Source organism: Laspinema palackyanum D2c (assembly GCF_025370875.1).
GTDB lineage: Bacteria > Cyanobacteriota > Cyanobacteriia > Cyanobacteriales > Laspinemataceae > Laspinema > Laspinema palackyanum.
In genome coordinates this window covers 333,140-359,050 of sequence record NZ_JAMXFD010000003.1, presented here as the reverse complement: position 1 = coordinate 359,050, position 25,911 = coordinate 333,140, and the positions used below count along the sequence as shown (strand labels likewise).

The following is a 25,911-nucleotide window of genomic DNA, read 5'->3' as shown; positions in this document are numbered from 1 at the left end:
ATACTACAAAACAGCGGCTTGGGTTTTAATATCCCGATTAAATTCATCTTGACTCAGGCTTTGGGTGAATTCTAAAATTAATCCAGAAAATCTAGCAATATCTAAAAGTGATGCCTTATCCCGCAACATAAAAAACCTCCGCAGTTCCTAAAATTTCTTTGCGTCGAATCCAGTTCGGGCTTTGGGCGATCGCCTCTTTATCCACACAGTCTACTTCTCGGCCAAAAATGGTTTCTAATTCTTGCTCCATGCGGACAGAATCCAGCAAACTCCAATGAGCATCCGGTGCAAAAGTAACCAGGACATCAATATCGGTATCCGGTCGAAAATCATCCCGTAAGACTGAACCAAACAAGGCAAATTCAGTAATTTTCCACTGTTGACAAAATGCCTCTATTTTCTCTCTCGGGAGTTCAACTTGAGTTTTGACCATATTTCCTCCTTTATTCTTGATTCTGCAATTGCGCTTTCACCCAAGTTCTAAATGCTCGCAATGCTACCATTTCTCCCATGCTGGGGCTTTTCTGAATAAATTCTGGAATCACCGTCGTAACGGAAATCGGTGAGAAGGTGGGACTGAAATCCCGCTGCACATATTCCTCACCCTGCAACTCAAAGATTTCTAAACCTCTGCGCCGGTATCGCCAAATTTCGGGAATTTTTAAGGATTGATAAATGGGGAATTTATTGAGAGACCCACTGGTAATATCTACCTCAACAACTAAATCTGGAGGCGGGTTTACACTCAGGTCAATTTTGAGTTTACTTCTCACCCGAGGTTCATTCTGAATGTAATAGCATTGATCGGGTTCTAATCCTCTTTGAATATCTTCTTTTTTTAAGGTGGTAGAGCCTAACTGCCTTAAATTGAGGCCGAGTTCATCGGCTAAAATCACAATAAAATTGTGAATCGAGATACTATACCCTTCATGTTCTTCTGATGGAGCCATAATTTCTAACGTTCCTTGATCATAGGCAACCCTCACCCCACCCCTATCTTGTAAGTCCAATAAGAGTGCTTCGTAGGTTTGCCAACGGATATTGGGTAAAATAAGGATGGAGTTCTCCTCTGTAGCGCCTAATTCTGGGGCTGTTGTCTGGGGTTCTCCGGTGGGGTTTGGTGAAATTCTTACCATTCTTTTTCCTCCAGATATTCGGGTTAGACCTGAATCGACTATTCTAATTATTATGAGTCTTAGAATTTATGGTAATCGGTTACTGAAAACTTTACCCGGTGAGCAAACTCGACCGACTGCGGCACGGGTGCGGGAAGCGGTGTTTAATGTTTGGCAAGGAAGTATTGCTGGATGTCGGTGGTTGGATTTGTGTGCCGGTGCGGCTACGATGAGTGCAGAGGCGTTATGTCGAGGTGCTGTAGAAGTTGTGGCGATGGAACAGTCCCCTCGTGCGCTGGCGATTATTCGGGAAAATTTGCAACGGGTGAAGCAGGCGGATCAAGCGGTGGAAATTCTGCGCGGTGATGTGATGGCGCGGTTAAAGGGTTTGCAGGGTCGCCAATTTGACCGGATGTATTTCGATCCGCCTTATGCCAGCAGTCTCTATCAACCTGTGTTGGCAGCGATCGCCGATTATCAACTCCTGGCACCCGATGGGGAAATTGCGGTGGAACATCGCAGCGATCGCCTCGCCATCGACCCCATTCCCACTCTGGAAATCCTGCGGGAACGGGGCTACAGCAATACCACGGTGACGTTCCTCGGGTTATCCGATGAGTCATCAAATTAAAACAGCGATCGCCTCTGGCGGGTTCAGGACCCAAAAGCGGCGATCGCTGTTGTTTTAGTCAGGAATTCGTGATGGATTTACAAACCCAAATCGTTCCCGCGCTTGTACTGCTGGTAAGCGGCGAAAAACAAACCAGCTAGAGTCACCACAATCAAACCCAACACGATGCCAGACAGTAACGGTTCAACCACGTCGATAAATCTCCTTTGCAACTAGGGTTATATTTTAATATGTAAAGGTTTCTTGCAATTCTTTCATCTAAAGACAGTCGCCCACAATGGCAGCATTGGCATTTTCTGAGGCAGGGATCTCCGGATGCGCGGATTTCCTCGTCTCCCGATGGTTTCCCAGAAATTGCCGTAGAATGCCCATTCTGATCGCAAATGTTAAGCTATGTTATAAAATCATACAATATTTGTACATCCCTTGAAAACGACCTTACCCTTGACTAACGATCTCGCCAAACCTGAAGCAGCAGAACCTTGTCCCGTCACAAGTGGGGCGATCGCCTTTGGTGCGCGTAGCACAGTCATTGTCTTTATTCTGGTGGGTATTGTCCTCGGGATTATTCTCGCCCTACAATTACAAGTTTCGGATCCGTATGTGAAAACCGTCCTAACCCTGGATGGAGACTCGCTGCGGGGTCATGCCATTTTCCAAATGAACTGTGCCGGTTGTCATGGCATCCAGAATGGACGGCAGGTAGGACCCAGTTTAACTGCCGTTTCTCAACGGAAATCCCCTGTTGGTATTATTAATCAGGTAACGGGAGGCAAAACGCCGCCAATGCCTCAATTTCAACCCAACCCGCAAGATATGGCGGATTTGTTGAAATATGTTCAAAGTCTTTGAATGGAAAAACCCCCGAAGGGTTAAATTTTCGGGGGTTTTGAGTTATGTTCGCTCAAACTGTTGGGCGTAAAATTTGGCATATTGTCCCTCTCGTTCCAACAGTTCTTGATGGGTTCCGGATTCAATAATTTGGCCTTTTTCCATCACTAAAATGCGATCGGCACGACGCACGGTGCCGAGACGGTGAGCGATAATAAAAACAGTGCGGTTTTGCATTAATCGTTCTAATGCTTCTTGCACTAATGCTTCCGATTCTGAATCTAAGGCAGAGGTTGCTTCATCTAAGATGAGGATTCGTGGATTTAGAAGTACCGCCCGGGCGATCGCAATTCGTTGGCGTTGTCCCCCAGATAAATTAACCCCTCTCTCTCCAACCCAACTCTGATATCCATCAGGCAGTTTTTGAATAAATTCATCGGCATTGGCAATTTTTGCTGCTGCTTCTATCTCGTCTAGGCGATAGTCTAGTTGTCCAAAAGCAATATTTTGGGCAATACTTCCGGTAAATAGAATGGTTTCTTGAGGAACGATGCCAATTTGACGGCGTAAACTGGGAATGGTGACTTCGCGAATGTCAATTCCATCAATCAAAATTTGTCCCGATTTCACATCATAAAATCGAGGTAAAAGATTAACTAAGGTGGTTTTACCGGCACCAGAAGCACCGACTAAGGCGATCGCCTCTCCGGGAGAAGCAACTAAACTTAACCCCTGCAATACCGGCACTTCTTCTTGATTCTTGGGATTGAAAAGCGGTTGCGTGGCGTAGGCAAAGGAAACATTCCGATATTCCACCTTTCCCGTTACCGCAGGTAAGGCGACTGCGCCAGGTTTTTCTACCACCGTTGCTTTCACCGCAAACAACTCAAAAATTCGGTCTACCGATGCCTCTGCCTGTTTAAATTCATTATAATTACTCGTCGTCAAGGAAATGGGATTAATCACTAAAGCCACTGCCGCTACATAACTAACAAATTCACTCCCCGTTAGATTTCCTTGAGAAATTTGCCATCCTCCGAGAAAAAATAGCGATAACACGCTTAAAGCTTCTAAAAATCCCACTACAGGAAATTGAATTGCTTTTAATTGTTCTGCCCGATATTTCATCCGGCGATTATGTTCGGCTTCTTTAGAAAATCGCTCAATTTCATAATCTTCAGCCGCAAAAGCTTGAACTAAGCGAATTCCACTAAATACTTCAGAAATTAACGCTGATAAATTAGAAATTTGGGTTTGACTGCGCCGGGAAACAATTAATAATTTATTGCCGAACCAACTGACAATAACTGCCATTAAGGGAGCAATGAGCAGAGTAGCAAAGGTGAGTTGCCAATTCAAATAAATCATATATCCCACCACTACTACCAGTTGCAAAACGCAGGGTACAAATTGATGAAAAAATTTATTGACCACTTCCCCAATCCGGTCAATATCTTCCGTGAGGCGATAGGAAAGGTCGCCGGTTTTGGCAGTTTCAAAAAAGCCGAGATTGAGCTTGTGGAGGTGGCTATAAATGGATTTACGAAGGTCAAGGGCGATGGAAAGGGCGGCGGAAGCCATTAGGGAATCCTGACCATATTGGACAATTCCTTGACCGAGGAAAATTAGCGCACCAATCCCCGCTAATCGGGCGATCGCCACCACATCCCCGGCCCCGATAAAATTAGCAATCCGACCGGCTAACCAGGCTTGTAAAGGCCAAAAGATGGTAAAAATCAATGTACAAATCAGCGCCCGGATGATGGTGTTCCAGTGGGGACGCAGGTAAGGCAGCAGTAACCAATAATGCGATCGAGACAATTTTAGGCGTTAATATTGAAGGTTAATCTGACATCTTGGACTTGCGGCAACAACCGACGGGGGTTAAAACCCCCGCCTCATAGCTAAAGTCGGTTAAAAACCGACTAAAAACACCATTGGGTAAGGCTTTCAGTCGGTTTCAACCGACTTGAGCTGTTAGGCGGGGGTTTTAACCCCCGCCGGTGTTGAGAATGGTGCAAGATGTCAGTTTAATCTTACTTTATTCGATCGCCATCCCTAGAACCGATCCCCTTAAGGGTGCGAGTTTTTACCAATGCTGATTGGGGTATCACCTATCGGTTCAGTATGGCAACCGGGGACAATTCTAATTGATAGCGATAAAGAGCGATCGCCTTGCCTCCGGCAGCAAAGTAATCGGGGTCTTGGGGTGATAAATAAATCGCCGTGATTTGATTGGCAGTGATTTTCTCCGGCGTATCCTTCCCCCGTTGATAGTGGGTAGTAGTTTCCACTTCATTGAGATAAATCTGCGGTTGGCGGCGAAAAATCTGCTGGGTAATTTCTGTGGCGATAAACTCATCCGGTGCAGGAATTTCGCTGCCTCTACCCGTAACTAGGGATACCAGTTGCCGATCGCCATTCAAAAGAGTAATCTGCTGGTTCGGATCCGCTGGATCAACTTTCACCGATTCTACCGCCCCATCGCCTAAATAAGCTTGGGCAATCTTTAACCCATTAAAGGCGCGATCGGCAACTACCCCTTGATTCTGAGTCACCGGAATCGGAATTCCCTGCCATCGCTGCCGATATCGGCTTGACCCCTCCACAAATCGCACCTGAAATTTAACCGGCTGATTCAAATAGGCTTGATTTTTCTCAAATCCCGGGGTGACAAGACTTGGCGCAAGGGGAGCAATCTGTTCCACCAAGGTACTTGTCACATCCCAAGTCCCTTTGATCCAGTCGGGATAAATCAAATCTCCCTCTGCCACAGAGACAGCCGGTTTACTCTGCCAATTGGGAAAGGCTTGCAAACGGTCCGCGAGAGGTCCCGCTACCCCATTGCCAGTGTTCCACAGCAGAAGGAACACCATCAAACAGAGGGTTATTCCCCTATTTATCATGGCTTTCATAGGCGGCGACGATACGCTGAACGAGGGGATTGCGGACGACATCAGCTTGAGAGAGGTTGCAAAAAGCAATGCCTTCGACATTTTGCAGGATATTTTTGGCGACATTTAAGCCAGACTGCTGATGGAAGGGTAAATCGGTTTGGGTGATGTCTCCGGTAACCACCATGCGGGATTTAAACCCGAGGCGGGTGAGGACCATTTTCATTTGGGCGGGGGTGGTGTTTTGCGCTTCATCAAGGATGACAAATGAGCGATTGAGGGTGCGTCCCCGCATATAGGCGAGGGGGGCGACTTCAATGATGCCGCGTTCCATGAGGTTGGCGATTTTTTCGGGTTCGATGACTTCATAGAGGGCATCATAGAGGGGGCGCAAATAGGGATTAATTTTCTGTTGCAAGTCCCCAGGAAGGAAGCCGAGTTTTTCCCCCGCTTCTACGGCAGGGCGGGTTAAAATTAGCCTTTCATATTCATTGGCGAGGAGAGATTGGGCAGCCAGGATGGTGGCGAGAAAGGTTTTGCCGGTGCCTGCGGGACCAATGCAGAAGGTGAGATCATGGCTGCGAATGGCTTTGATGTAGGAACGTTGGCGAAAGGTTTTGGCGCGAATTTCTTCCCCTCGACGGTTTTTGGCGAGGATATCTTGGCGCATTTCGCTGAGTTCGTCTTGGCGCTGGGTATCCAAGGCATGACGGGCGGTGAGGATATCAACGTTGGTGATGGGTTTGCCGTGGATCCAAAGGTCCGAGAGCGATCGCACTAATCGAGTGCAGAGTTCGATTTGGTTGGGGGTGCCTTGGATGAGTAAATCTTGTCCACGCAGGACGACTCGGGCTCCCGTTTGTTTGGATAAGAGTTTGAGGTTTTCCTCGCGATCGCCACTGAGGGCTAAGGCGCTTTCTTGAGACGGGAGTTCAATCGTTGTGTTTTCTTCCATGCCATATCCATTACAGGTAACGTTTTAAAAAATGCAAAAAGACGCCTTTTTTGCAAATTGGGCTGCAAACAGGCGTCTTAAGAGAGGACTCCAGCAATATCTTTGGTTGAAAAAGGGATGGGTGTTGAAGAAGCGGGGCTGGAACCAGACTGCGATCGCCCCACTCCCGACTCCAGAAACTTGGGGCGATTTTTCCCCAAAGATGCTGGGCGATCGCATCTCCTAGGAGCGATCGGCGAGTTTGGGTCCAGGACGAACCGGACCATTTTTTACTGCAGGACTCGTCGTGGTTTTAGACCCAGGTCCATCGGATGACGAAGCGCGATCGCTCGGCCATCCCCCATAGATATCTAAATAAATCGCTTCCCCCGCATCCTTCGCCGCTGCTTCTAATATTGTTCGCACCGCGTGCATATTGCGTCCGCCACGGCCAAACACGCGCCCTTTTTCTGGATCCTCAAACGCCATGCGAATCCAGACTTTAGGGACGCCAGCCAATAACTCGCAATCCACTCGTAATGATTCCGGCGTTTCTAACAACGGTTCCACCAGAAAACGTACCAACCCGCCATAATCAGGGCTAGGCGTTTTTTTCTCACCCTCAGATGGTTCTTGGGGAGTCAGTGGTTCGTTGAGGGAATTAGGAAGGGGTTCTGGCATTGACCTGTTCAAAGACATTAGCTTTCTCAAGAATGCGACGCACGGTTTCTGTGGGTTGAGCGCCCTGTTGCAGTCGCTTGACCAGCGCGGGGACATCTAGACGAGTTTCATCATTTCTCGGATTGTAGAATCCCAATTCTTCCAAAGGACGTCCATCTCGGCGAGTCGTGCTCTGCATCGCTACAATCCGATAGCTGACTTCTTTTTTCTTGCCGAATCTCTTCAATCGAATTTTGATCATCTTGCTCCTACTTCTTTTTCGTAACCATTCTAGGCCATCAAATTACAGCTTACCTGCTTCTGGGGGTAAGCACCTACAGCGTTCGATCTACAAATTTCCGCTGCAAAGTCATTCATTATAGCACCTTGTAGGGCATCGATACAACAGCGGCAAGACAACCGGATTTCTTAAAAAAATCTCTGTCACTTGCCCCCAAATTAGGGCCAGAAACCCGGTTTCTTCTTGGGGTCCCAGAACCGACTTGAAAACCCGAGACCCCGAGAACAGGCCAGTTACACCTCCCCAAACCCTTTTTTCTTCTTGGCTTTCTTTTTCTTCTTGCCCGGACCCCCAGGATAGCCCCCGCGTCCCGGTTGTCCCCCTCCGGGCCCGAACATTCCTCCCATTCCAGGCATCCCGGACAAGTCCCCTTGACCCATGCGCTGCATCATCATTCGCATTCGGGAGAAATCCGTCACCAGCTTAGTCACTGCTGCATCATCATGACCGGAACCCCGGGCCACCCGTTTGCGCCGGGAAGGAGAACCCGCTAACAAATCAGGATTCTGCCGTTCCTGGGCCGTCATGGAATTAATCATCGCCTCAGCACTTTTAAGCTGAGACTCGCCCTGGGACAACTGCTCATCGGAGATTTTCCCAACGCCGGGAATCATTTTCAGCAATCCGCCCAATGACCCCATATTCTTCATTAAGCGCATCTGCTTCAAGAAGTCGTTAAAGTCAAATTGCGCCTGCAAAATCTTTTGCTGCATCTTCTCGGCATCGGCAAGGTCCACTTGTTCTGCCGCCCGTTCTACTAGGGTGAGCACGTCACCCATGCCGAGAATTCGAGATGCCATGCGATCGGGATAAAAAGGCTGTAGGGCCTCTACCTTTTCCCCAACCCCCACAAATTTAATCGGTTGTCCCGACAGTTGCCGGACTGAGAGGGCCGCCCCACCCCGGGTATCCCCATCCAATTTGGTCAGAATTGCCCCGGTGATGCCAATTTCATCATTAAAGGTCCGGGTTAAATTCGCCGCCTCTTGACCCGTCATGGCATCCACCACTAACAGGGTTTCGTGAGGTTGGATGGTCTCTTTAATCTGGGCCAACTCCGCCATCATATCTGCATCAATTTGCAGACGACCGGCAGTATCCACAATGACCGTATCCACCCCGATCGCTATGGCGTGTTGAATCCCCTGCCGTGCAATTTCCACCGGGTCCGCATCAGTCCCGAGTTCAAACACCGGCACATCAATCTGTTTCCCCAGGGTCAGCAATTGGTCGATCGCCGCAGGTCGATAAATATCCGTTGCCACCAACAGGGTCGTGCGATTTTGCTTCCTCAGATGTAAGGCCAGTTTAGCCGTCGCAGTGGTTTTACCTGTCCCTTGCAATCCGGCCATCAACACAACCGTCGGGGCCGTCTCAGCTTGCGCCAGGGGCACGTTACTTTCCCCCATCACTTCCACCAGTTCATCGTAAACAATCTTGATGAACTGCTGGTCAGGGCGCACCCCCGAAACCACTTCCGCACCTAGCGCTTTCTCTTCCACGTCGGCAATAAATGCTTTGACGACCTGAAGGTTGACATCGGCTTCTAAAAGGGCGCGCCGAACGTCCCGCAGGGCTTCTTGAATGTTGGATTCGGAAATTTTGTCTTGCCCTCGAAGTTTCTTCCAGGCTCCTTCTAAGCGTTCAGCAAGCGCGTCAAACATGAATTTATGGTTACTCTCGAATGTGACTAGGAAATCAGTTGTAGTTGTGTCCCTGCAAGGGATTGGTCCAGCGTCAGACCCGCCTAGTTTAACATATTGCGGTCTTCTTTCGAGCCTGGATTGACGGGGGGAAAACTCTCGGGTGTCAAGGGCGTTGAACCTCCTGTTCACGGCAGGATGGGATGTTTCCCCTTTACCTGTTGGATAATTTTGATGAAAATCTCTTGCATTGGGATGATTGTTTTGGAATTAATTTAATTTTTAATTGAATGAATAAAAGCAATCTTCGCATAAATTAAAGAGACGAATGAATTCGTCACTACGAACTAAAACAACCTAATTTTCCCCCTTTGTAGTAACGAATTCATTCGTTATCCCCATCCGGAAAGAGACGAATGAATTCGTCACTACGAACTAAAACAACCTAATTTTCCCCCTTTGTAGTAACGACTTCAGTCGTTATTTCCATCGGAAAGAGACGAATGAATTCTTCACTACAAACTAAGAAAAGCTAAATTTCCCCCGTTTGTAGTAACGACTTCAGTCGTTATCCCCCACCCCTACGAGATTTGTTACAAAAAGTGTAACCTCCGGCTCATTTCCCCCAGTCTGTGCCATCCTAGAATCCATCACATTTTTCAAATTTCCTCAAAATGAGGTTTCTATGAAATTACTCTATATTTTTCCAGCCTGTTTAGTCCTGGTTGCAGCAGTGGGAACAGCCGCCCATTTAACCTTAGCCGAAAATTCGCGATCGCTCCCTAGTTCAACGCTCTCTCAAAGTAATAATACCCAGACCTCATCGGACTCCCAAGATGTAGGGGGCTTGTATGTTTTATCCCCAGAAGGAGAAAAACAAGCCTTTACTCTCACCCATACCGATGTTAAAGCCCGGATTGATGGCAATGTCTCCCAAGTTGCCGTAACTCAACGGTTTCAAAATCCCTTTAATGAACCGTTAGAAGCCATTTATGTCTTCCCCCTTCCTGATGAAGCGGCGGTTTATGATATGGAGATTAAAATTGGCGATCGCATCATTAAAGGGGATATCAAACAACGGGAAGAAGCCCAACGCATTTATGAAGAAGCAAGGCAACAAGGACGAACCGCAGGATTATTAGAACAAGAACGGCCTAATATTTTCACTCAATCCCTGGCTAATATCAAACCCGGAGAACAAATTGAGGTCACCATTCGCTACAGTGACAGTCTCCCCTTTGAAGGGGGAAATTATGAGTTTGTATTCCCTATGGTCGTTGGTCCGCGCTATATTCCCGGCACTCCAACCAACCCAGGAACAACTAACACCAACCAAGTCCCGGATGCCTCACGGATTACGCCTCCGGTCCTTCGTCCTGGCACAAGGTCCGGTCATGATATTAGCGTGGCGGTGGAGATTAATGCGGGAGTTCCCATTTCTAATATCCAATCCCCTTCTCATCAAATTGTCACCTCTCAAGCCGGAGAAATGGTTCGGATTGACTTAGCAAAGGCGGATTCTATCCCGAACAAGGATTTAATTTTGCGGTATCGCGTGTCAGGCGATCGCACCAAAGCAACCGTCCTCACCCAATCCGACGATCGCGGAGGACATTTTGCCATTTACTTAATTCCGGCCTTAGATTACAACCGCAATGAAATTGTCCCCAAAGATGTCATCTTTCTGATGGATACCAGCGGGTCTCAATCTGGTGACCCTCTGTTTAAATCTCAAGAATTGATGCGTCGCTTTATCAATGGCCTCAATCTTAATGATACCTTTACCATTATTGACTTTGCCAATACGGCTACAGCACTCTCTCCGCGACCCTTAGCCAATACTCCGGCTAATCGAAATATGGCAATCGATTATATTAATCAATTGCAGGCCAATGGCGGAACGGAGTTATTAAATGGAATTCAAACCGTTTTAAATTATCCCCCGGCAGAAAATGGGCGGTTACGGAGTATTGTCTTATTAACTGATGGTTATATTGGCAATGATATGGAAATCATTGCCGAGGTCCAAAAAAAGTTACAACCGGGCAATCGGTTATATAGCTTTGGGGTGGGGAGTTCAGTGAATCGGTTTATCCTCGATCGCCTTGCGGAAGTCGGACGAGGAACCTCCCAAGTGATTCGTCAGGATGAACCCACAGAAGAAGTGGCGGAACGGTTTTTCCGACAGATTAATAATCCAGTTTTAACGAATATTGAAGTGACTTGGGAAGGCGGAGGAGAACCGGCAGAAGTTTATCCAGGGTTACCGCCCGATTTGTTTGCGGAACAACCCTTAGTCTTGTTTGGACGAAAAGGCGATCGCGCCCGGGGACAGTTACGAGTGAAGGGAATTACTGCCAATGGCGATCGCTATGAAGAACTCTTTCGCATGGCATTTGAGGAAGACGGCAACCCGGCGATCGCGCAATTGTGGGGTCGCCATCGAATTAAAGACTTAATGAGTCAAATGTATGACGGAGAAACCACATCCGGGGTAACTGCCGTAACTAATACCGCCCTCGCCTATCGCTTGCTGTCTGCCTACACTGCTTTTGTCGCCGTCAGCGAAGAAGTCCGAGTCGATCCCGATGGTACCACTCGCCGGGTTGAGGTTCCCGTAGAATTACCCGAGGGCGTCAGCTACGAAGGGATTTTTGGGGCAGAAAGTGAAGCAGATGCAGCAATGGGAAATCGGAGTCGGACTACCAGCGCCTCTCCCCCACCGCCACCCTCTGCCTCACCTGTGCAGTTGTCTGGGGGTGCTCGTCAGGGTGCTGGGGGAGTCCAACCCCTGGATGAATCTTCCCTAGAAGGAATTATGCCATCACCCGAAGGTAGCGATCGCATTCAAGTGATAGATGGGGATGACTTAAATGCGGAGGCGACTGCAGATTTAGAAAACTTACTCCAATTTGTGACCCTCTCCCCAGGACTTTCTGGTGAGGTGGTTTGGGAAATTGTAGTTCGGCAGGGTCAAGTGGTGCGTGTGATGTTGGACGATCGCGCTTCTACCTTAAGTGATCAAGAGGCGATCGACCAAATTCGCCAAACGTTACAAGGTTGGCAACCCCCCCAATCTCTCTCCGGAACCCTCCGGATTAAACTACAAGTTCAACCCTAATTCTGGATTGGGATGGGTTTTCCTTCCTTGATGTAAGGTGCGTCAGAATGTTAACTTGAGATAAGTATCATTCACTTGACTATCTGACGCACCGGACAGAAACTAGAAACTTTTATAATTTACCTGAATCTTTTATGGCTCGAATTAATTTACTTGATACAAAAACCACCAATTTTCGCGATTTAATTGGCAATGGTAAAATTTATAGAGTCCCTCTTTTTCAACGCGATTATTCCTGGCAAGTGGAAAATTGGGAAGACCTCTGGCAGGACATTTTGATGCTTCACCAGGACCCGGAATCCAGTCACTACATGGGAGCTATTGTTCTGCAAAATTCGGCCAATTCTGACAAAGAGTGGACGATTATTGATGGTCAACAGCGGTTTGCTACCCTCAGCATTTTGGCGATCGCACTCATTGATAAACTCACTCAACTGGTCGATTCAAGACAAGAACCAGAACAGAATCGGGAGCGGCAAGAGCTTCTAAAACGCACCTATTTAGCGGATAAAGACCCTCGCTCTCTTCGCTATTCCAGTAAGTTAATTTTGAATGAAAACAACAATGATTTTTATCAAAGCAATCTGATTAATTTAAGAAAACCCAGGCATCTTCGTTCTTTAACTCATTCTAACCAACTCTTATGGAAAGCCTTTGATTATTTTTGTGAAAAAATTAGTGAAGATATCCCTGAAGTGGTGAGCAGTGGAGAAAGTTTAGCAACCTTTCTTACGGATACAGTGGCGCAGCGCTTATTGTTCATTCAAATTAATGTAGAAGATGAACTAAATGCTTATACGGTATTTGAGACCTTGAATGCTCGGGGACTGGAACTGAGTGCCACAGATTTATTAAAAAATTATTTATTTTCTCTATTCCAAGGACCAGATGATTTACGGGATGCTCAACGGCAATGGAAAAGAATTATTACAACGGTTCAACTCGAAAAATTTCCTGAATTTCTTCGGTATTATCTGAGTCTTACCTACACGCGAATCCGTCGCGAGCGCCTCTTTAAACAAGTTAGGAATTCTGTTAAAACGGCTCAACAAGCGTTTGATTTACTGGAGGAACTCGAAAATTATAGTAGTCTTTTTGTGGCTTTGGGGAATGCCAATGATGAGTTTTGGCGAGATATTCCCCAAAATCAGGAGTATATTCGAGAATTGAGCTTATTTCGAGTTAAGCAAGTTTATCCGACTCTGTTTGCTGCTTATGAAAAGTTCTCTCCTGATGACTTTACCCGCTTGTTAAAGTTAATTGCAGTTGTCTCATTTCGCTATAGCATTGTCAGTTCTTTAAATCCTAATGACTTGGAAACGATTTATAATAACCTGGCTATAGATATCCAAAAAGAAACGATTAAAACTCCCCGGCAGGTATTTGAACGGTTAAGCTCTTTTTATGGAGCGGACGAAAAATTTCGTCAAGACTTTTCCTTATTAGAAATTTCAACTAAAGGACAGAAACGCAAGTTAGTTCGTTATATTCTTTGGAAGTTGGAAACTCAGGTATCGGGAGTAAAAATTATAAAAGATAGTTTTTCTATAGAACATATTCTACCAGAAAATCCCGCTAATTCATGGCAACAAAATTTTACAGAAAAGCAACAAGATGAAATGGTCTATCGTTTGGGAAATATGACACTTTTGGAAGCGGCGTTGAATCGGGAAATTGGCAATCAACCTTATGTTAAAAAGGTAGAAAAATATCAGGAAAGTCAGTACCGGCTCACTCAGGAGGTTCAAGCGGAAGAATGGACGCCGGATGCGATCGCCAATCGACAGCAGTCTCTAGCGCGTCTGGCAGTTCAAGTTTGGCGTGCGGATTTTGCCTAATCTGATTTATCTTTATCTCTGCCTAACTTATCTCCCCCTCACTTAATCTTCCTGCTTTAAATAAGGGGAAAAAGTGACCGACTGGACCGGGACCTTGGCCAATCTCCAAGGCAAAGTGTAGGGCTTCGGTGACATAGTTTTTGGCATTTTTGACCGCTGTCAGAGCATCTTGACCTAATGCTAAATTGGCGGCGATCGCCGCTGACAACGTGCATCCGGTGCCATGAGTATTGCGCGTTTCTACCGTTACCGTTCTCAAGGTTTCCAGGCAGTCGCCATCAAACCACACATCTACCCCGCGTAATTCTCCCGCCATGCCGCCTCCTTTGACTAAGACCCCAGAAACTCCGCATTTATGGATTCTCTGAGCAGCAGCGCGCATATCATCTAAGGTATTAATTTGTAACCCGCTGAGAATTTGGGCCTCATAGCGATTGGGGGTGACGATCGCCCCCAAAGGCACCAAGACATCCCGCAGCAATGTCACCGCTTCATCATCAATCAGTTGTGCTCCCGTGCGGGACACCATCACCGGATCCACCACTAAATTTTTCAGATGCAGGGACTGCACCCGTTCCGCGACTGCTGCAATAATCTCCTGATTCAGCAGCATCCCCGTTTTGACCGCCAGCACCCTCATATCCTGCACCACCGCATCAATCTGAGCGGCGATCGCCTCCACCGGCAACCCATCCACCCGCGTCACCCCTCTTGTACTTTGAGCCGTGACGCAGGTGAGGGCGCTCGTGCCATGCACCCCATGAAACGCAAAAGTTTTCAAATCCGCTTGAATCCCGGCCCCTCCACCACTATCGGAACCGGCGATCGTCAAGGCGATCGGGACTATCGGCGGCTGTGAAATTGCTTGTAGATCAGACATCATTCCACCCTGGACCCTTACATATTGCTCAAAAAAATCAACTGCTCACCCAGTCGAAGGGTCAGCAGCGATTCATTCCAACTCATCATTCCTAAATCGTTAGCGCGGAGGGCGACGCTTTTGCAGGAAATCAGGAATATCCAATCCAGGTGGCTTACCACCACGGGAAGGATCCGGAGTCGGAGGCGGGGGTGGAGACGCGGCGGGAGGCTTAGGAATGAACCGTTGGGGTTGCACTTGAGGAACCACCCGGGCAACCTGGGTTCCAGGTTGGGGGGGGTCTGAGGAAAAGCCGGTGGCAATCACGGTGATGCGAATTTCCCCTTGGAGGCGTTCGTCAATCACGGCACCAAAAATAATATTGGCATTAGGATCAACCACTTCGTACACCGTTTCCGCTGCGGCATTCACCTCATGCAAGGTTAAATCAGTGCCGCCGGTAATATTCAACACGACGCCCTTGGCCCCTTCAATCGAGGATTCGAGTAAAGGAGAAGAAATGGCACTCAGGGCCGCTTCTCGGGCCCGGGATTTACCCGAACCCACACCAATGCCCATTAAGGCAGACCCAGCATCAGCCATCACCGCGCGCACGTCGGCAAAGTCCACATTCACTAGACCCGGAATCGTAATAATATCTGAAATCCCCTGAACCCCTTGGCGCAGGATATCATCAGCCACTCGAAAGGCTTCCTGGACTGGAGTTTGTTCAGAAATCACTGAGAGCAATTTATCGTTCGGGATGACGATGAGGGTATCGACCCGACTTTGGAGGGCGGCGATCCCTTCTTCCGCTTGGTTCGTGCGCCGACGGCCCTCGAACATAAACGGACGGGTGACCACCCCGACAGTCAGCGCCCCAACTTCCTTGGCGGCTTCAGCGACGATGGGGGCGGCCCCAGTGCCGGTTCCACCCCCCATCCCTGCGGTAATGAAAACGAGGTCAGAATGTTCTAAGGCATGAGCAATCTCATCGCGAGACTCCTCTGCGGCTTTTTGACCGATGGCCGGATTGCCACCTGCGCCGAGACCTCGGGTCAGTTTTTGTCCGACTTGTAGGCGTTTGGTTGCAGTGGATTGGACTAGAGCTTGGGCATCGGTATTCACCGCCCAAAATTCTACTCCCGAGACTTCACTTGCAATCATGCGGTTGACAGCATTGCATCCACCGCCGCCTACGCCAATGACTTTAATTTTGGCTATGCTACTCGGCACAATATCGTTACTCCTGGTTTCTTCCCCGGGGAGCCGGTTATCGCGATTTTGACCCAATATTAACCCTGTGTTGTTAAAAGGATTGGAGTTGTCCACTGCCACGGGAAAACCTGTCGGTTCTTCAGAATGAGGGCTTTCATTTCCAACCCCTAGTTTACTATTAAGTGTCATTGGTATTGGGAACGGTAGAGATACAACTTCTGAAATGAGGGCAGATCAAAGTCAACTATAGGCTATGTTGCCCAAGATTACCAACTTTAGCACTGATTAGTTTTGCCAATCTGTCAAGGGTAATCATACTGACCCCCGCGTGAACCCAAACTTGAGCCGGACTTATCATGGCTTTGAGTGGGGTTTTTTTCAAGGATTTTCAGGGGTGGGGACGGTTTGAGGGGCAGTTACACCTATGCGTTGAAGGGAGGGGCGATCGGGATTGGTCAAGTCAATATAAGCAATTTGGGCTAAATCAATTTGGTTGGGTAAATCCCCCATCTGTCCCAAGCGGGTCACTTGTTCGGCAAAGCGAGGGCTGTAAGGGCCACAATGAACGAGTCCGAGTTCGGTTTTTAAAATCAAATTCGCCGGGTCCTGCCAATTGATTTCATGAATTTTGATGGGACTGCGACGAATGGATTGATAGACAGACTGCCACGACGAACGGTATTGCTCCAGGGGGCCGATGACCCGGAGTTGGGGCAGTTGAGCGGTGGGGTCTAGGGTGGTGTAGCTTTCCAAGGGCATCCACGTTCCCCGTTCATCAAGCAAACCCACCGATCGCACCCCGGGAGAGCCTACGGCGGGATTAGGGCTGAGTCCGGGGGGAGTAGCGGTGGGGACCCCTGGGCCGATCGCATTTCCTTCATTGGCAATTGCCACCGGATAGCGTTCGTGGACCGTCACCTTGAGTCCCGGGGGAAACAACTGCCGGGAAACGGTTGCTTTAGCGATCGTCCCGGCGGATTCCAACTCGCGGGCGAGTTCTTGCGGTCGAACGTGCAGGATAGATCGGGGGTACGACAGCGGCAACAGGGAGCGAATCGCCCGGTCGGATAAAAATTCATTCCCGTCGATTTCCACTTGTTCAGGGGTGTCAATCACTAAAGCCGGTGAGGTGGTGGTCCACAATAAAAATCCGGCCAGGGAACTGACTGCTAACAGTTGCCAACCGGCTTGGAAAACTTTCTGACGCCGCGATCGCCTCAGTTGACGACGGCGACGCACTAACTCGGACTGAGAGACCGTTCCGATGGTATCCATCCTAACCGTTTAAGCTAACTGGGACACAACTAAATACACCCAAACTTTACCTCTTGTCAAGGAATAACCTTGATCCTTTTGCAGGGGAAACCCTCCTGATTCCCACGCCGTAAACCCACTGGGGAATCCTTTTGTGATGAAATCCAGACTTCAGATTCCCCTTAAAAATCTACCATTAGCAGGTTTCCCTATGGAGAGGGCTGCTCCATCCTGTTTTTGTTCACTTATTTTAACCTCCCGATTCGGGCTTTTAATGGAGGCTATGCCAGGTCAGATTTGTACCATCCCCCACTCACCTCCTGGGCTAGGATTCATTTTTGAATCCAATCCGCAAACTTCGGTCCCCCGCTTCTTCCGACGGAGTTAGGAGTTGCTGGAGTGATCCATCTCTTCTATTACAGAGTAGGGACAATTCATAGACTGCCCCCAGCGATCGGGTTACATCGGCTTAACCGCGTAAATCCTTTGTGATAGGAGCGCTTCTGTGGAATCCCACTGGCGGCGTCCTCAAGTTGGAACCCTTGTGGCGGTGTGATAGACTCCTAACTTCTCCACCTTTGCAGGCGATCGCCCTCTTATCTAAGGCGATTCCTAAACAAAGGGGTATGGATCACTCAATTATTAATCCCCTTTTCCCCATCCTTTCACTCCTGAGTCGGTGGATGGTAAGTAAAGATCACTTGGGCAATCCTAGGTTAATCATCATCAGTAAGGTTAAGTCATGAAAATTGTTACGGAACGACAACCTATACCCGAGAAATATCTGGAGAAGGGATCAGCCGTTGGGGAGAGTTAATTAACATGAAACTAGATTTGCCGAGATTTTATAAAGCTTGTAATCCCAGTAAAGTCTTGGATATGGCGAATGAGGAAGACCGAGAATACTATATTGATTTTTCTTCAGTTCGAGGCGGAAATATTATCCGAGAACTGGGTAGAACGATTAGTTTACTCTCTGGAAATGAACCGACCTGCCAGCTATTTACTGGACATATTGGCTGTGGAAAATCCACGGAATTATTCCGACTAAAAAAAGACTTGGAAGCGGAAGGATACCACGTTGTCTATTTCGAGTCTTCTCATGATTTGGATATGGCTGACGTAGATATCACTGAAATTCTCTTGAGTATTGCCCGTCAAGTTTCAGAAAGTTTAGAGAAGATTAACCTCTGCGTTGAACCTAAACGGGGGTTCCGGGATTTACTCAAAGGCGCGGCGGATCTGTTGCAAACTCCCATAGAACTGAGCGGTGAAGCCTCGCTTCCCGGGATTGGAACCTTTAGTGCCAGCAGTGAGGGAGAACTGGGCTTTTCCTTGCCTGGAGGGATTGGTTCAATTACGGCCAAAGCTCGACATAGCCCTCGATTGCGGCAACAGTTGCGCCAATATTTAGAGCCACGCACTAATAATATTTTGGAAGCGATTAATAGTGAATTGCTTCATCCGGCGACGGAGATTCTCAATCAGCGGGGGAAAAAAGGATTGGTGGCGATCGTGGATAATTTAGACCGGGTGGATAGCGTCAGAAAGCCTTCGGGACGGACGCAACCGGAATATCTCTTTGTCGATCGCGGTGAGCAATTGCGGAAGCTGAATTGTCATGTGGTTTATACCATTCCCTTGTCTTTAATTTTTTCCAATGACTTGGGCCGCTTGAGTTCTCGATTTGGGGTAAAACCGAAGGTTTTACCGATGGTTCCGATACGGGAACGGGATGGGAGTGTCTATGCTGAGGGGATGAAGTTACTCAGAAATATGGTCCTCGCCCGGGCATTTCCCCACATTCCGGCATCGGAACGAGAGGACATGATGGCGATGGTGTTTGACTGTTCGGAAACCTTAAATCGTTTGTGCAGCGTTAGTGGGGGTCATGTACGGAATTTACTGGGACTGCTTTATAGCTGTCTACAGTTACAAGACCCACCGTTTTCCCGCGACTGTCTGGAAAATGTGATTAAAGAATATCGCGATGATTTAATTGCGGCGATTACCGATGAGGAGTGGGAGTTGTTATTTCAAGCGTTGGAACAGAAGCACGTCCAAGGGGATGAGGATTATCAACTGTTGTTGAGAAGTATGTTTCTGTTTGAGTATCGCGATCGCGATGGACGGTGGTATTGGATTAATCCCGCTTTGGCCGAAGCCCCTAAATTTAAGGAATGGATGTCAGAATATCCCGCCTAAATCCGGGTTCTCTCCCTTTATCCCGATCTTTTTTATCTTTCCCTGAACACTGTGATGGCTTAGGTAGAAGTCTCACCAGGGGATTGAAAAATTTTTCTGGCCCATGCAGGCAAGGCAACCGTACTATCGCACCCCAAGTTGGCCGATGGGTTGAGTTCGATAAAATGGGGCGAATTTTACCCAAATTTTAGGTCAATTTTGTAGCAACAAACTACTGTGAGCCGTTCAATACAGATGGAATGATATTTGTCAAGAGAGGAGTGAATCTTTCACTCTCTCTCTCATCTGGCGACTGAATTTAAAAAGCTGGATGAACACCAGCCAATTTTCTTCCCATTTGTTTAGCGCTCTATTTTATCGGCTTGACTGGTATCCCATCTACAGGGAATCGATTTCTGATATTTTTCTTGTATTTTTTCCGCCCAGGGTTTTAGTCGAGTTTTTGAATTTGACAGAAGCCAAGAAACGTTTATGATTAAGACCCGAGTCCTGTTAAAAGAGTGACTTATTCCCCAAAGAGCGCTAACTCCAGGAACCCTTCCTAGGAGGGAAACGCAGCGAAAGGGTAGTTTTGATGAGAGAATCTGTAGTGATTTTTATCCGGAAAAAAACTGATAGAGCGAATCTACCCCTGTTCGCTCATTGCTGTAGGGTCTATCCCCCCAAGGGGTTACTCCCTCCCCTCTTGATCTAAAGGATTTAGAGGGACTATATCATAGAAAGAGCAGATCAATCGGAACGGAATAATCCTTAAAAACCAAAATTAGGATTAAGTTATCTCGCCTTGGCATTCCTCCTGGCCCAAATGGAGAGATTATTATCCAACCCGAGAAAATTCCCGGTCTGTTTATCCCCGATCGCCTGTGGTGGAATCCAGGTGAGTAGGTGATCTGGAACCCTCCTGAATTCCTAAAAAGAGAGGGTCTTTTATCGGTACAATAAGAACCGAATCTGTGAAGCGAAGTTGCCCCGGATCAAATTGGGGGATCAGGGATAGGGCGTTACTGCGTCAGGACAAAAAGTAGGTAACAAGGGGATTAGGAGTCCAACCCAAACCGATGAATCAGGGAATAGGAAAATAGGCATAAGATAGTTTGGGGTGGTCACTATGGTATTGATTTGGCTTTTGAATAGCGCACAACGACAAAAGTTATGACTGATCTCGATCCACCCATTGAATGTTCCCTCTATAATGAGCGTTCCTTACAGACGTTGGTCCGTGCGATCGCCCTATCTCAAGGAAATTTTTCCTTAATTTTAGTCCGGTGCAACTATGTAACATTGCAGCAGACGATGGTCCAACGTCTCGAATCTCTCTGTCAAAACCTATTCGAGGAAGGACATTCTGTACAGTCTCTGGTTCTCCCGAAAACGGTCAGCACCCTGTACAGCACCTTGGTTGACGCTCTGAATCAGCAGCAACCCCTGGCGGCGGTGATGATTTTTGGGTTGGATTGCACCAATGGCTTGGAACAGTTGCTGGTGTCGGCCAATCAGGTGCGCGATGAATTTCGCAACAGTTTTCCCTTTCCCCTGATTTGGTGGGTGACTGAAGAAGTGCTCGCTTCTTTGATTCGGTTTGCACCGGATTTGAAAAGTTGGGCCGCTACCTCCATTAAATTTGAGATGGAAACCGATAGCTTGCTGGACTTGCTGCACCAAGAGGCCGGAAGTCTGGTTCCGCAGCTCCTCGCCGGAGGAAGGAATGAAGGCGGATATGACTGGTGCATCCCCCATCCCCTAGAGTCGAACCGACGCAAAGAACTGGAATCGGCAATTAAAGATTGCTTCAATCGCGGCGTGACCTTGGATCTGGACCTCTGTGCCAGCGTCCAGTTTGTCCTCGGTCGCGATGAGTTTTGCCACGATCGCCTCGACAGAGCGATCGCCCATTATCACGAATGTTTGACCTTATGGCAGCATCTTGGTCCCGGTTCCCCCCTCACGGAGGCCATTTCCTCAGCGGATGTCGAACGCCTGGGTCTGTTGTGGTTTCATTTAGGATTGTTATATTGCCGCAAGGCCGAACTCTACCAGGCTCAAAGTCAGCAATACCTGATAGAAGCCGAATCCTATCTCGATCGCGCCTTGACCCTGTTTGAGTCCAGTTCCCGCTTAGATGTTGTCGCCCAATTTAGCCCCCTGTTATCCGAGGTCCTAGCAAAGTTACAGCGCTGGGACCGCTTGCTCGAACAAGTGGAAAAAACCCTAGATCTCCATCAAAACCACCCCGTGCAATTGGCTCGGGATTATGGATTTATGGCAGAAATCGCCCTGGCGCGCTTCCAGTGGGAACAGTCGAAAGAGTACGCCCAAAAGGCGATCGCCGCGATCGCCTTGAATCCGGTTACCGATCGCCAAGAACAGGGATTATATTTGTACTTACTCGCCCGGGCCACAGTTCCTGAATTGAGCCTTCAGGACGCCACCTCCGCCCCCAGGACCTTAAATGATGGAGCCCCTTCCTGGTATCAACAGTCCCAATCCGCAATCGAAATTCTCAATTTTGCCCAACAAGTCACCAAACCGGAACGAGACCCCCAGCTTTATATTTCCATCTTAAAACTGTTGCGATCGCTCTATTTTGAGCATCAAGAATATGTCGAAGCCTTTCGCCTCAAACAAGAACAACGCTCCATTGAAACCCTCTATGGATTCCGGGCTTTTGTCGGTGCCGGATTGCTGCAACCGCACACCAAAAATCCTACACCCCTCCTCAACCCAACGGCCGATCGCCCCTTAGATCCAAAGCATTCCGACTTTTTCGGTCTTCCCCAAGAAATCGCCGCCGCAGGCCGCCAAAGCCATATTGAATGTTTGCTCGAACGCATGACTCGCGCCGATAAAAAACTCACCATTCTCTATGGAGAATCCGGGGTGGGCAAATCCTCCTTAGTGAATGCCGGATTCGTTCCCGCATTAGCCGGACGGGCGATCGGCGATCGCCTAGCATTGCCCGTCGTCCTCCGGTCCTATACCGACTGGATGGCCACCCTCTCCAAACGCCTCAATGAAACCATCAGCCAAACCCTGGGAATCCCCCCAGAGCCCGCTATGGAGTGGGCCGAACTCAATGGAGACCAACAGCCGGATAAAAGCCCGACTGCACAAAAGTCGGCGGACTCAACCCCCCCAGAAGCCGCCTTATCCATGCTGCGGTCCAATGTCAATCGCAATCTGTTAACCGTGATTGTTTTTGACCAATTTGAAGAATTTTTCTTTGTTCATAAAACCCAGGAAAGCCGACAAGAATTCTATCGCTTTTTACAAATCTGCCTAGATATCCCTTTTGTTAAAATCATCCTATCCCTGAGAACCGATTTCTTACATTATTTATTAGACTGCGAACGATTATGCTATCTCGATGCCATTAATAACGATATTCTCAGTAAAGAAATCCGCTATCAACTCAGTGATTTTTCCGCAGCCCAGGCCGTAGAAGTGATTCAGCGCTTAACGGCCCGCTCCCAATTTTACTTGGAAGCGGAACTGATTGAGGCATTAGTTCGGGATTTGGCCAATGAAACAGGTCAAGTGCGCCCGATTGAATTGCAACTGGTGGGCGCTCAACTGCAAGATGATGAAGAAAAAATCACCACCTTAGCGCAGTATCAAAAGCTAGGCGATCGCCCCAAAGAAATCCTCATTGCCCGATCGCTCGTCCAAGTCATTCGCGACTGTGGACCGGATAATGAAAAACCGGCTTGGTCCGTCCTCTACCGTCTGACCAATCAAAACAATACCCGACCCCTGCGTACCCAAGACGAATTAAAAGCAGACGCCGAAATCACCCCGGCACAACTTGACTTAATTTTAAAAATTCTCGAAGGCGCAGGTTTAGTCTTTATTCACCGAGAAGAATCCGGCGATCGCTATCAACTCGTCCATGACTATCTCGTTCACCCCGTCCGCCAAAAATACGAAACCGATTTTGGTCCCGAGGCGCAGTTAGTCCAGGCCGAAGAAGCCAAAAAAATGACCCAGGCGCAACTGGAAAAAAGCAATAAAACCCTCAAATGTCAACGGGGATTTTTAGGCTTCTTAGCTGGTTTATTAGCCTTTGCCAGTGTATTCGCCCTCGCCCAAAAAGAACAAGCCTCCATCGGCGTGGAAAATGCTCAAATTACCGCCATTAGTGCCTCCAGTGAAGCCCTCTATGTCGCCGATCGCGAATTTGATGCCTTAGTCGAAAGTTTAAGAGCATGGAGAAAACTCTCGTTGGCTAAAAACCCAGACTCCGAAACGAAACTGCGGGTGGCAACCGCCTTGCAACAAGCAGTCTATGGAGTGCGAGAACGCAACCGCTTAGAAGAACATGGTGCAGAAGTCTGGAGTGTCGCCTTCTCTCCTGATGGTCAATTGTTGGCCTCCGGAAGCAATGACACTCAGGTATTGCTGTGGAATCGCAACGGCAGTCTCCATAAAAAATTGGTAGATTATAGCCTCGATGTGACAGGAGTCAGTCATGCCGATGCCGTCACCAGCGTCGCCTTTTCTCCCGATGGGAATTTAATTGCCTCCGCCTCCAAAGACAGGACGGTTAAACTCTGGAAGCGCGATGGCAGTCTCCATAAAACACTCACCGGCCATACTCTGAGCATTTATAGTGCTACTTTTTCCCCGGATAGTCAATTTGTCGCCACCGCAAGTCATGATCAAACCCTCAAATTATGGCGGGTCTCCGATGGCAGTTTAGTCAGAACCTTGACAGGTCATACCGATTCCGTGAATTGGGTCACCTTCAGTCCCGATGGTCAAACCCTCGCCTCCGCTTCCGATGACAAAACCGTTAAACTCTGGAGTCTGGAGGGTACCTTGGAAAAGACGTTTAGGGTTCATACGGATTGGGTGACGGCATTGGCGTTTAGTCCCGATGGTCGTCATCTGGTTTCCGCTGGGGTGGACCATACCATTTCCGTGACGAACCTGACTCAGAACTCCACCCAAACCTGGAAAGCACATGATGATATTGTCTTTAGCCTGAGTTTTAGTCCCGATGGTCGCTGGTTTGCATCCGCAGGGGATGATAATGCCATTAAAATTTGGAAATTAGATGGGACGCCGATTAAAACCCTTAAGGGTCATAGTGGCCGAGTCACCAGTGTGAATTTTAGTCCCGATGGCATGACTTTAGCTTCCGCCAGTTGGGATAAAACCATTCGCCTGTGGACTCTGAAAGATACGTTTTTGAAAGTGTTAGCTGGGGAGGTGGGTCATAAGGGGAGAGTGTCCAGTATCAGCTTGTCTCCTACGGGAAAACAGTTAGCATCGGCGAGTTGGGATAATACCGTGAAAATTTGGAGTCTGGAACCGGGTCGGACGACAGAAGCGGTGACCACGTTACAGGCTCCCGATGGACATGGCGATCGCGTGTTTGGGGTGAGTTTTTCTCATGATGGTCGGGCGATCGCCTCGGTCTCTCAAGATTGTACGGTCAAAATTTGGAATGCTGCCAAGGGTACCCTGCTCAAAACTTTAGTAGACCCGAATTTGACCGCCGACCCTGACAAACATTCCGATTGTCCCGTGGCTCGTAGTCACAGCGATCGCGCTTATGCGGTCAGTTTCTCTCCCGATGGTCAATTAATTGCCTCCGGTTCTCGGGATAAAACCGTCAAAATTTGGCGGATTGATGGCACGTTATTGAAAGTTTTGGAAGGACACTCGGAACGGGTGAATAGTGTCGCCTTTTCCCCCGATGGTCGTCTGATTGCCTCCGGTTCCGATGATAAAATGGTCAAACTCTGGACCAAGGACGGTGAACTCCTCCAAACCCTCGCCGGTCGCTATCCTCATCAGTCTTATGTCACCAGCGTCACCTTCTCTCCCGATGGTCAACGGGTTGCTTCCGCCAGTTGGGATAATACCGTGAAAATTTGGAATCTCGATGGAACCTTGGAAAAAACCCTGTTGCAAGGGTATAGCGATAGTGTGGAAAGTGTGCGCTTTTCCCCGGATGGTCGGCTGTTGGTTTCCGCCAGTTGGGATGGCACGGTTAAGCTTTGGAGTCTCAAAGATGGGACGTTATTAAAAACCCTGCAAGGTCATACGTCCGGGGTTTTAGATGTGGAATTCAGTCCCGATGGTGAAATTATTGCCTCGGCGGGCGATGATAATACGGTGATTTTGTGGAATTTGGATTTGGATGATTTAACTCGCCGTGCTTGTACTTGGCTCCATGATTATTTCAAGTATTCCAAAAATATCAGCGAGGGCGATCGGGCGCTTTGCCAGGAAGCGATTAAGGAACAACGATTTCCTAAATCTAGCCTTCCCTCTGTACAACGGTTGAGCCGGTCTCGATAAGTAAAAACCCCGCTGCCGCAGGCTAAAGCCTGGGACACTCGCGGACGAAGCCCCAGAAGCGCGGGCTAATACAGAAAATCGACTTTTAACAACCGGATTAG

Annotated in this window: 19 protein-coding genes; 6 read left to right on the top strand and 13 right to left on the bottom strand. The window is 48.2% G+C overall.

The features are described 5' to 3' along the window. Positions 1–3: 3 nt before the first annotated feature. Genes NG795_RS06645 through NG795_RS06635 form a run of 3 tightly spaced genes read right to left on the bottom strand, consistent with a single transcriptional unit; the run spans position 4 to position 1,136 of the window. On the bottom strand, positions 4–129 hold the full coding sequence (locus NG795_RS06645) for a ribonuclease HepT family protein (protein ID WP_367287870.1): 126 nt from the start codon (positions 127–129) through the stop codon (positions 4–6). Next, positions 116–433: a nucleotidyltransferase family protein gene (locus tag NG795_RS06640; protein WP_367287869.1), complete on the bottom strand. Its 318-nt coding sequence runs from the start codon at positions 431–433 to the stop codon at positions 116–118. Before NG795_RS06640 ends, NG795_RS06645 begins: the two co-directional genes overlap by 14 nt. A gap of 10 nt (positions 434–443) precedes the next feature. Next, on the bottom strand, positions 444–1,136 hold the full coding sequence (locus NG795_RS06635; protein WP_367287868.1) for a Uma2 family endonuclease: 693 nt from the start codon (positions 1,134–1,136) through the stop codon (positions 444–446). Between the two features lie 52 nt (positions 1,137–1,188). On the opposite strand from NG795_RS06635, the gene rsmD reads away from it, so the two are divergent. Next, a complete protein-coding gene (gene rsmD, locus NG795_RS06630; RefSeq protein WP_367287867.1) occupies positions 1,189–1,746 on the top strand; it encodes a 16S rRNA (guanine(966)-N(2))-methyltransferase RsmD in 558 nt (185 codons plus the stop codon). Positions 1,747–1,823: 77 nt separating this feature from the next. Here the strand turns inward: rsmD and petG are convergent, their stop codons facing one another. After that, complete coding sequence (gene petG / locus NG795_RS06625; RefSeq protein WP_254563350.1) at positions 1,824–1,937, bottom strand: cytochrome b6-f complex subunit V; 114 nt, start codon at positions 1,935–1,937, stop codon at positions 1,824–1,826. Between the two features lie 235 nt (positions 1,938–2,172). Between petG and NG795_RS06620 the strand changes: the two genes are divergently transcribed. Then, positions 2,173–2,598 (top strand): c-type cytochrome, encoded by a 426-nt coding sequence (locus NG795_RS06620; protein WP_367287866.1) that lies wholly within the window; start codon positions 2,173–2,175, stop codon positions 2,596–2,598. 42 nt (positions 2,599–2,640) lie between these two features. Here the strand turns inward: NG795_RS06620 and NG795_RS06615 are convergent, their stop codons facing one another. The 6 genes from NG795_RS06615 to ffh all read right to left on the bottom strand — a co-directional run bounded on the left by NG795_RS06615 (position 2,641) and on the right by ffh (position 9,030). After that, positions 2,641–4,398 (bottom strand): ABC transporter ATP-binding protein, encoded by a 1,758-nt coding sequence (locus tag NG795_RS06615; RefSeq protein ID WP_367287865.1) that lies wholly within the window; start codon positions 4,396–4,398, stop codon positions 2,641–2,643. A 293-nt stretch (positions 4,399–4,691) separates the two neighbouring features. After that, entirely contained in the window at positions 4,692–5,453 is a 762-nt protein-coding gene (locus tag NG795_RS06610; RefSeq protein WP_367287864.1) for a DUF6816 family protein, read from the bottom strand. A gap of 19 nt (positions 5,454–5,472) precedes the next feature. Beyond that, positions 5,473–6,426: a PhoH family protein gene (locus tag NG795_RS06605; protein ID WP_367287863.1), complete on the bottom strand. Its 954-nt coding sequence runs from the start codon at positions 6,424–6,426 to the stop codon at positions 5,473–5,475. A gap of 222 nt (positions 6,427–6,648) precedes the next feature. Next, positions 6,649–7,086 carry a KH domain-containing protein gene (locus tag NG795_RS06600; protein WP_367287862.1) on the bottom strand — a complete coding sequence of 146 codons (438 nt, stop codon included), beginning with the start codon at positions 7,084–7,086 and terminating at the stop codon, positions 6,649–6,651. Then, positions 7,067–7,327 (bottom strand): 30S ribosomal protein S16, encoded by a 261-nt coding sequence (rpsP, locus tag NG795_RS06595; RefSeq protein ID WP_261196634.1) that lies wholly within the window; start codon positions 7,325–7,327, stop codon positions 7,067–7,069. Before rpsP ends, NG795_RS06600 begins: the two co-directional genes overlap by 20 nt. A gap of 272 nt (positions 7,328–7,599) precedes the next feature. Next, the gene (ffh, locus tag NG795_RS06590) at positions 7,600–9,030 is read right to left on the bottom strand and encodes a signal recognition particle protein (RefSeq protein WP_367287861.1); all 1,431 of its coding nucleotides are present in this window, start codon (positions 9,028–9,030) and stop codon (positions 7,600–7,602) included. A 664-nt stretch (positions 9,031–9,694) separates the two neighbouring features. Here ffh and NG795_RS06585 point away from each other — a divergent pair. Both NG795_RS06585 and NG795_RS06580 read left to right on the top strand, forming a co-directional pair. Continuing rightward, a complete protein-coding gene (locus NG795_RS06585) occupies positions 9,695–12,130 on the top strand; it encodes a VIT domain-containing protein (protein ID WP_367287860.1) in 2,436 nt (811 codons plus the stop codon). Positions 12,131–12,264: 134 nt separating this feature from the next. Continuing rightward, the gene (locus NG795_RS06580) at positions 12,265–13,968 is read left to right on the top strand and encodes a DUF262 domain-containing protein (protein WP_367287859.1); all 1,704 of its coding nucleotides are present in this window, start codon (positions 12,265–12,267) and stop codon (positions 13,966–13,968) included. A gap of 22 nt (positions 13,969–13,990) precedes the next feature. Here NG795_RS06580 and thiD read toward each other — a convergent pair whose 3' ends face one another. The 3 genes from thiD to NG795_RS06565 form a co-directional block, all read right to left on the bottom strand. Further along, positions 13,991–14,848 (bottom strand): bifunctional hydroxymethylpyrimidine kinase/phosphomethylpyrimidine kinase, encoded by an 858-nt coding sequence (thiD, locus tag NG795_RS06575; protein ID WP_367287911.1) that lies wholly within the window; start codon positions 14,846–14,848, stop codon positions 13,991–13,993. Between the two features lie 99 nt (positions 14,849–14,947). Then, positions 14,948–16,234 carry a cell division protein FtsZ gene (ftsZ, locus tag NG795_RS06570; RefSeq protein ID WP_367287858.1) on the bottom strand — a complete coding sequence of 429 codons (1,287 nt, stop codon included), beginning with the start codon at positions 16,232–16,234 and terminating at the stop codon, positions 14,948–14,950. 189 nt (positions 16,235–16,423) lie between these two features. Then, positions 16,424–17,320, bottom strand: coding sequence for a cell division protein FtsQ/DivIB (locus NG795_RS06565; protein ID WP_367287857.1), 897 nt, complete (start codon positions 17,318–17,320; stop codon positions 16,424–16,426). Between the two features lie 801 nt (positions 17,321–18,121). On the opposite strand from NG795_RS06565, the gene NG795_RS06560 reads away from it, so the two are divergent. Further along, positions 18,122–19,504: a P-loop NTPase fold protein gene (locus NG795_RS06560; RefSeq protein ID WP_367287856.1), complete on the top strand. Its 1,383-nt coding sequence runs from the start codon at positions 18,122–18,124 to the stop codon at positions 19,502–19,504. Between the two features lie 1,152 nt (positions 19,505–20,656). After that, on the top strand, positions 20,657–25,810 hold the full coding sequence (locus tag NG795_RS06555; RefSeq protein ID WP_367287855.1) for a WD40 domain-containing protein: 5,154 nt from the start codon (positions 20,657–20,659) through the stop codon (positions 25,808–25,810). Positions 25,811–25,911 lie beyond the last annotated feature (101 nt).

Excerpts from the sequence above, each read along its gene's own strand:
- NG795_RS06645 (WP_367287870.1), bottom strand. The coding sequence starts at position 129 with ATGTTGCGGGATAAGGCATCACTTTTAGATATTGCTAGATTTTCTGGA.
- NG795_RS06640 (WP_367287869.1), bottom strand. The coding sequence starts at position 433 with ATGGTCAAAACTCAAGTTGAACTCCCGAGAGAGAAAATAGAGGCATTT.
- NG795_RS06635 (WP_367287868.1), bottom strand. The coding sequence starts at position 1,136 with ATGGTAAGAATTTCACCAAACCCCACCGGAGAACCCCAGACAACAGCC.
- rsmD (WP_367287867.1), top strand. The coding sequence starts at position 1,189 with ATGAGTCTTAGAATTTATGGTAATCGGTTACTGAAAACTTTACCCGGT.
- NG795_RS06610 (WP_367287864.1), bottom strand. The coding sequence starts at position 5,453 with ATGGTGTTCCTTCTGCTGTGGAACACTGGCAATGGGGTAGCGGGACCT.
- NG795_RS06605 (WP_367287863.1), bottom strand. The coding sequence starts at position 6,426 with ATGGAAGAAAACACAACGATTGAACTCCCGTCTCAAGAAAGCGCCTTA.
- NG795_RS06600 (WP_367287862.1), bottom strand. The coding sequence starts at position 7,086 with ATGCCAGAACCCCTTCCTAATTCCCTCAACGAACCACTGACTCCCCAA.
- rpsP (WP_261196634.1), bottom strand. The coding sequence starts at position 7,327 with ATGATCAAAATTCGATTGAAGAGATTCGGCAAGAAAAAAGAAGTCAGC.
- ffh (WP_367287861.1), bottom strand. The coding sequence starts at position 9,030 with ATGTTTGACGCGCTTGCTGAACGCTTAGAAGGAGCCTGGAAGAAACTT.
- NG795_RS06585 (WP_367287860.1), top strand. The coding sequence starts at position 9,695 with ATGAAATTACTCTATATTTTTCCAGCCTGTTTAGTCCTGGTTGCAGCA.
- NG795_RS06580 (WP_367287859.1), top strand. The coding sequence starts at position 12,265 with ATGGCTCGAATTAATTTACTTGATACAAAAACCACCAATTTTCGCGAT.
- thiD (WP_367287911.1), bottom strand. The coding sequence starts at position 14,848 with ATGTCTGATCTACAAGCAATTTCACAGCCGCCGATAGTCCCGATCGCC.
- ftsZ (WP_367287858.1), bottom strand. The coding sequence starts at position 16,234 with ATGACACTTAATAGTAAACTAGGGGTTGGAAATGAAAGCCCTCATTCT.
- NG795_RS06565 (WP_367287857.1), bottom strand. The coding sequence starts at position 17,320 with ATGGATACCATCGGAACGGTCTCTCAGTCCGAGTTAGTGCGTCGCCGT.
- NG795_RS06560 (WP_367287856.1), top strand. The coding sequence starts at position 18,122 with ATGAAACTAGATTTGCCGAGATTTTATAAAGCTTGTAATCCCAGTAAA.
- NG795_RS06555 (WP_367287855.1), top strand. The coding sequence starts at position 20,657 with ATGACTGATCTCGATCCACCCATTGAATGTTCCCTCTATAATGAGCGT.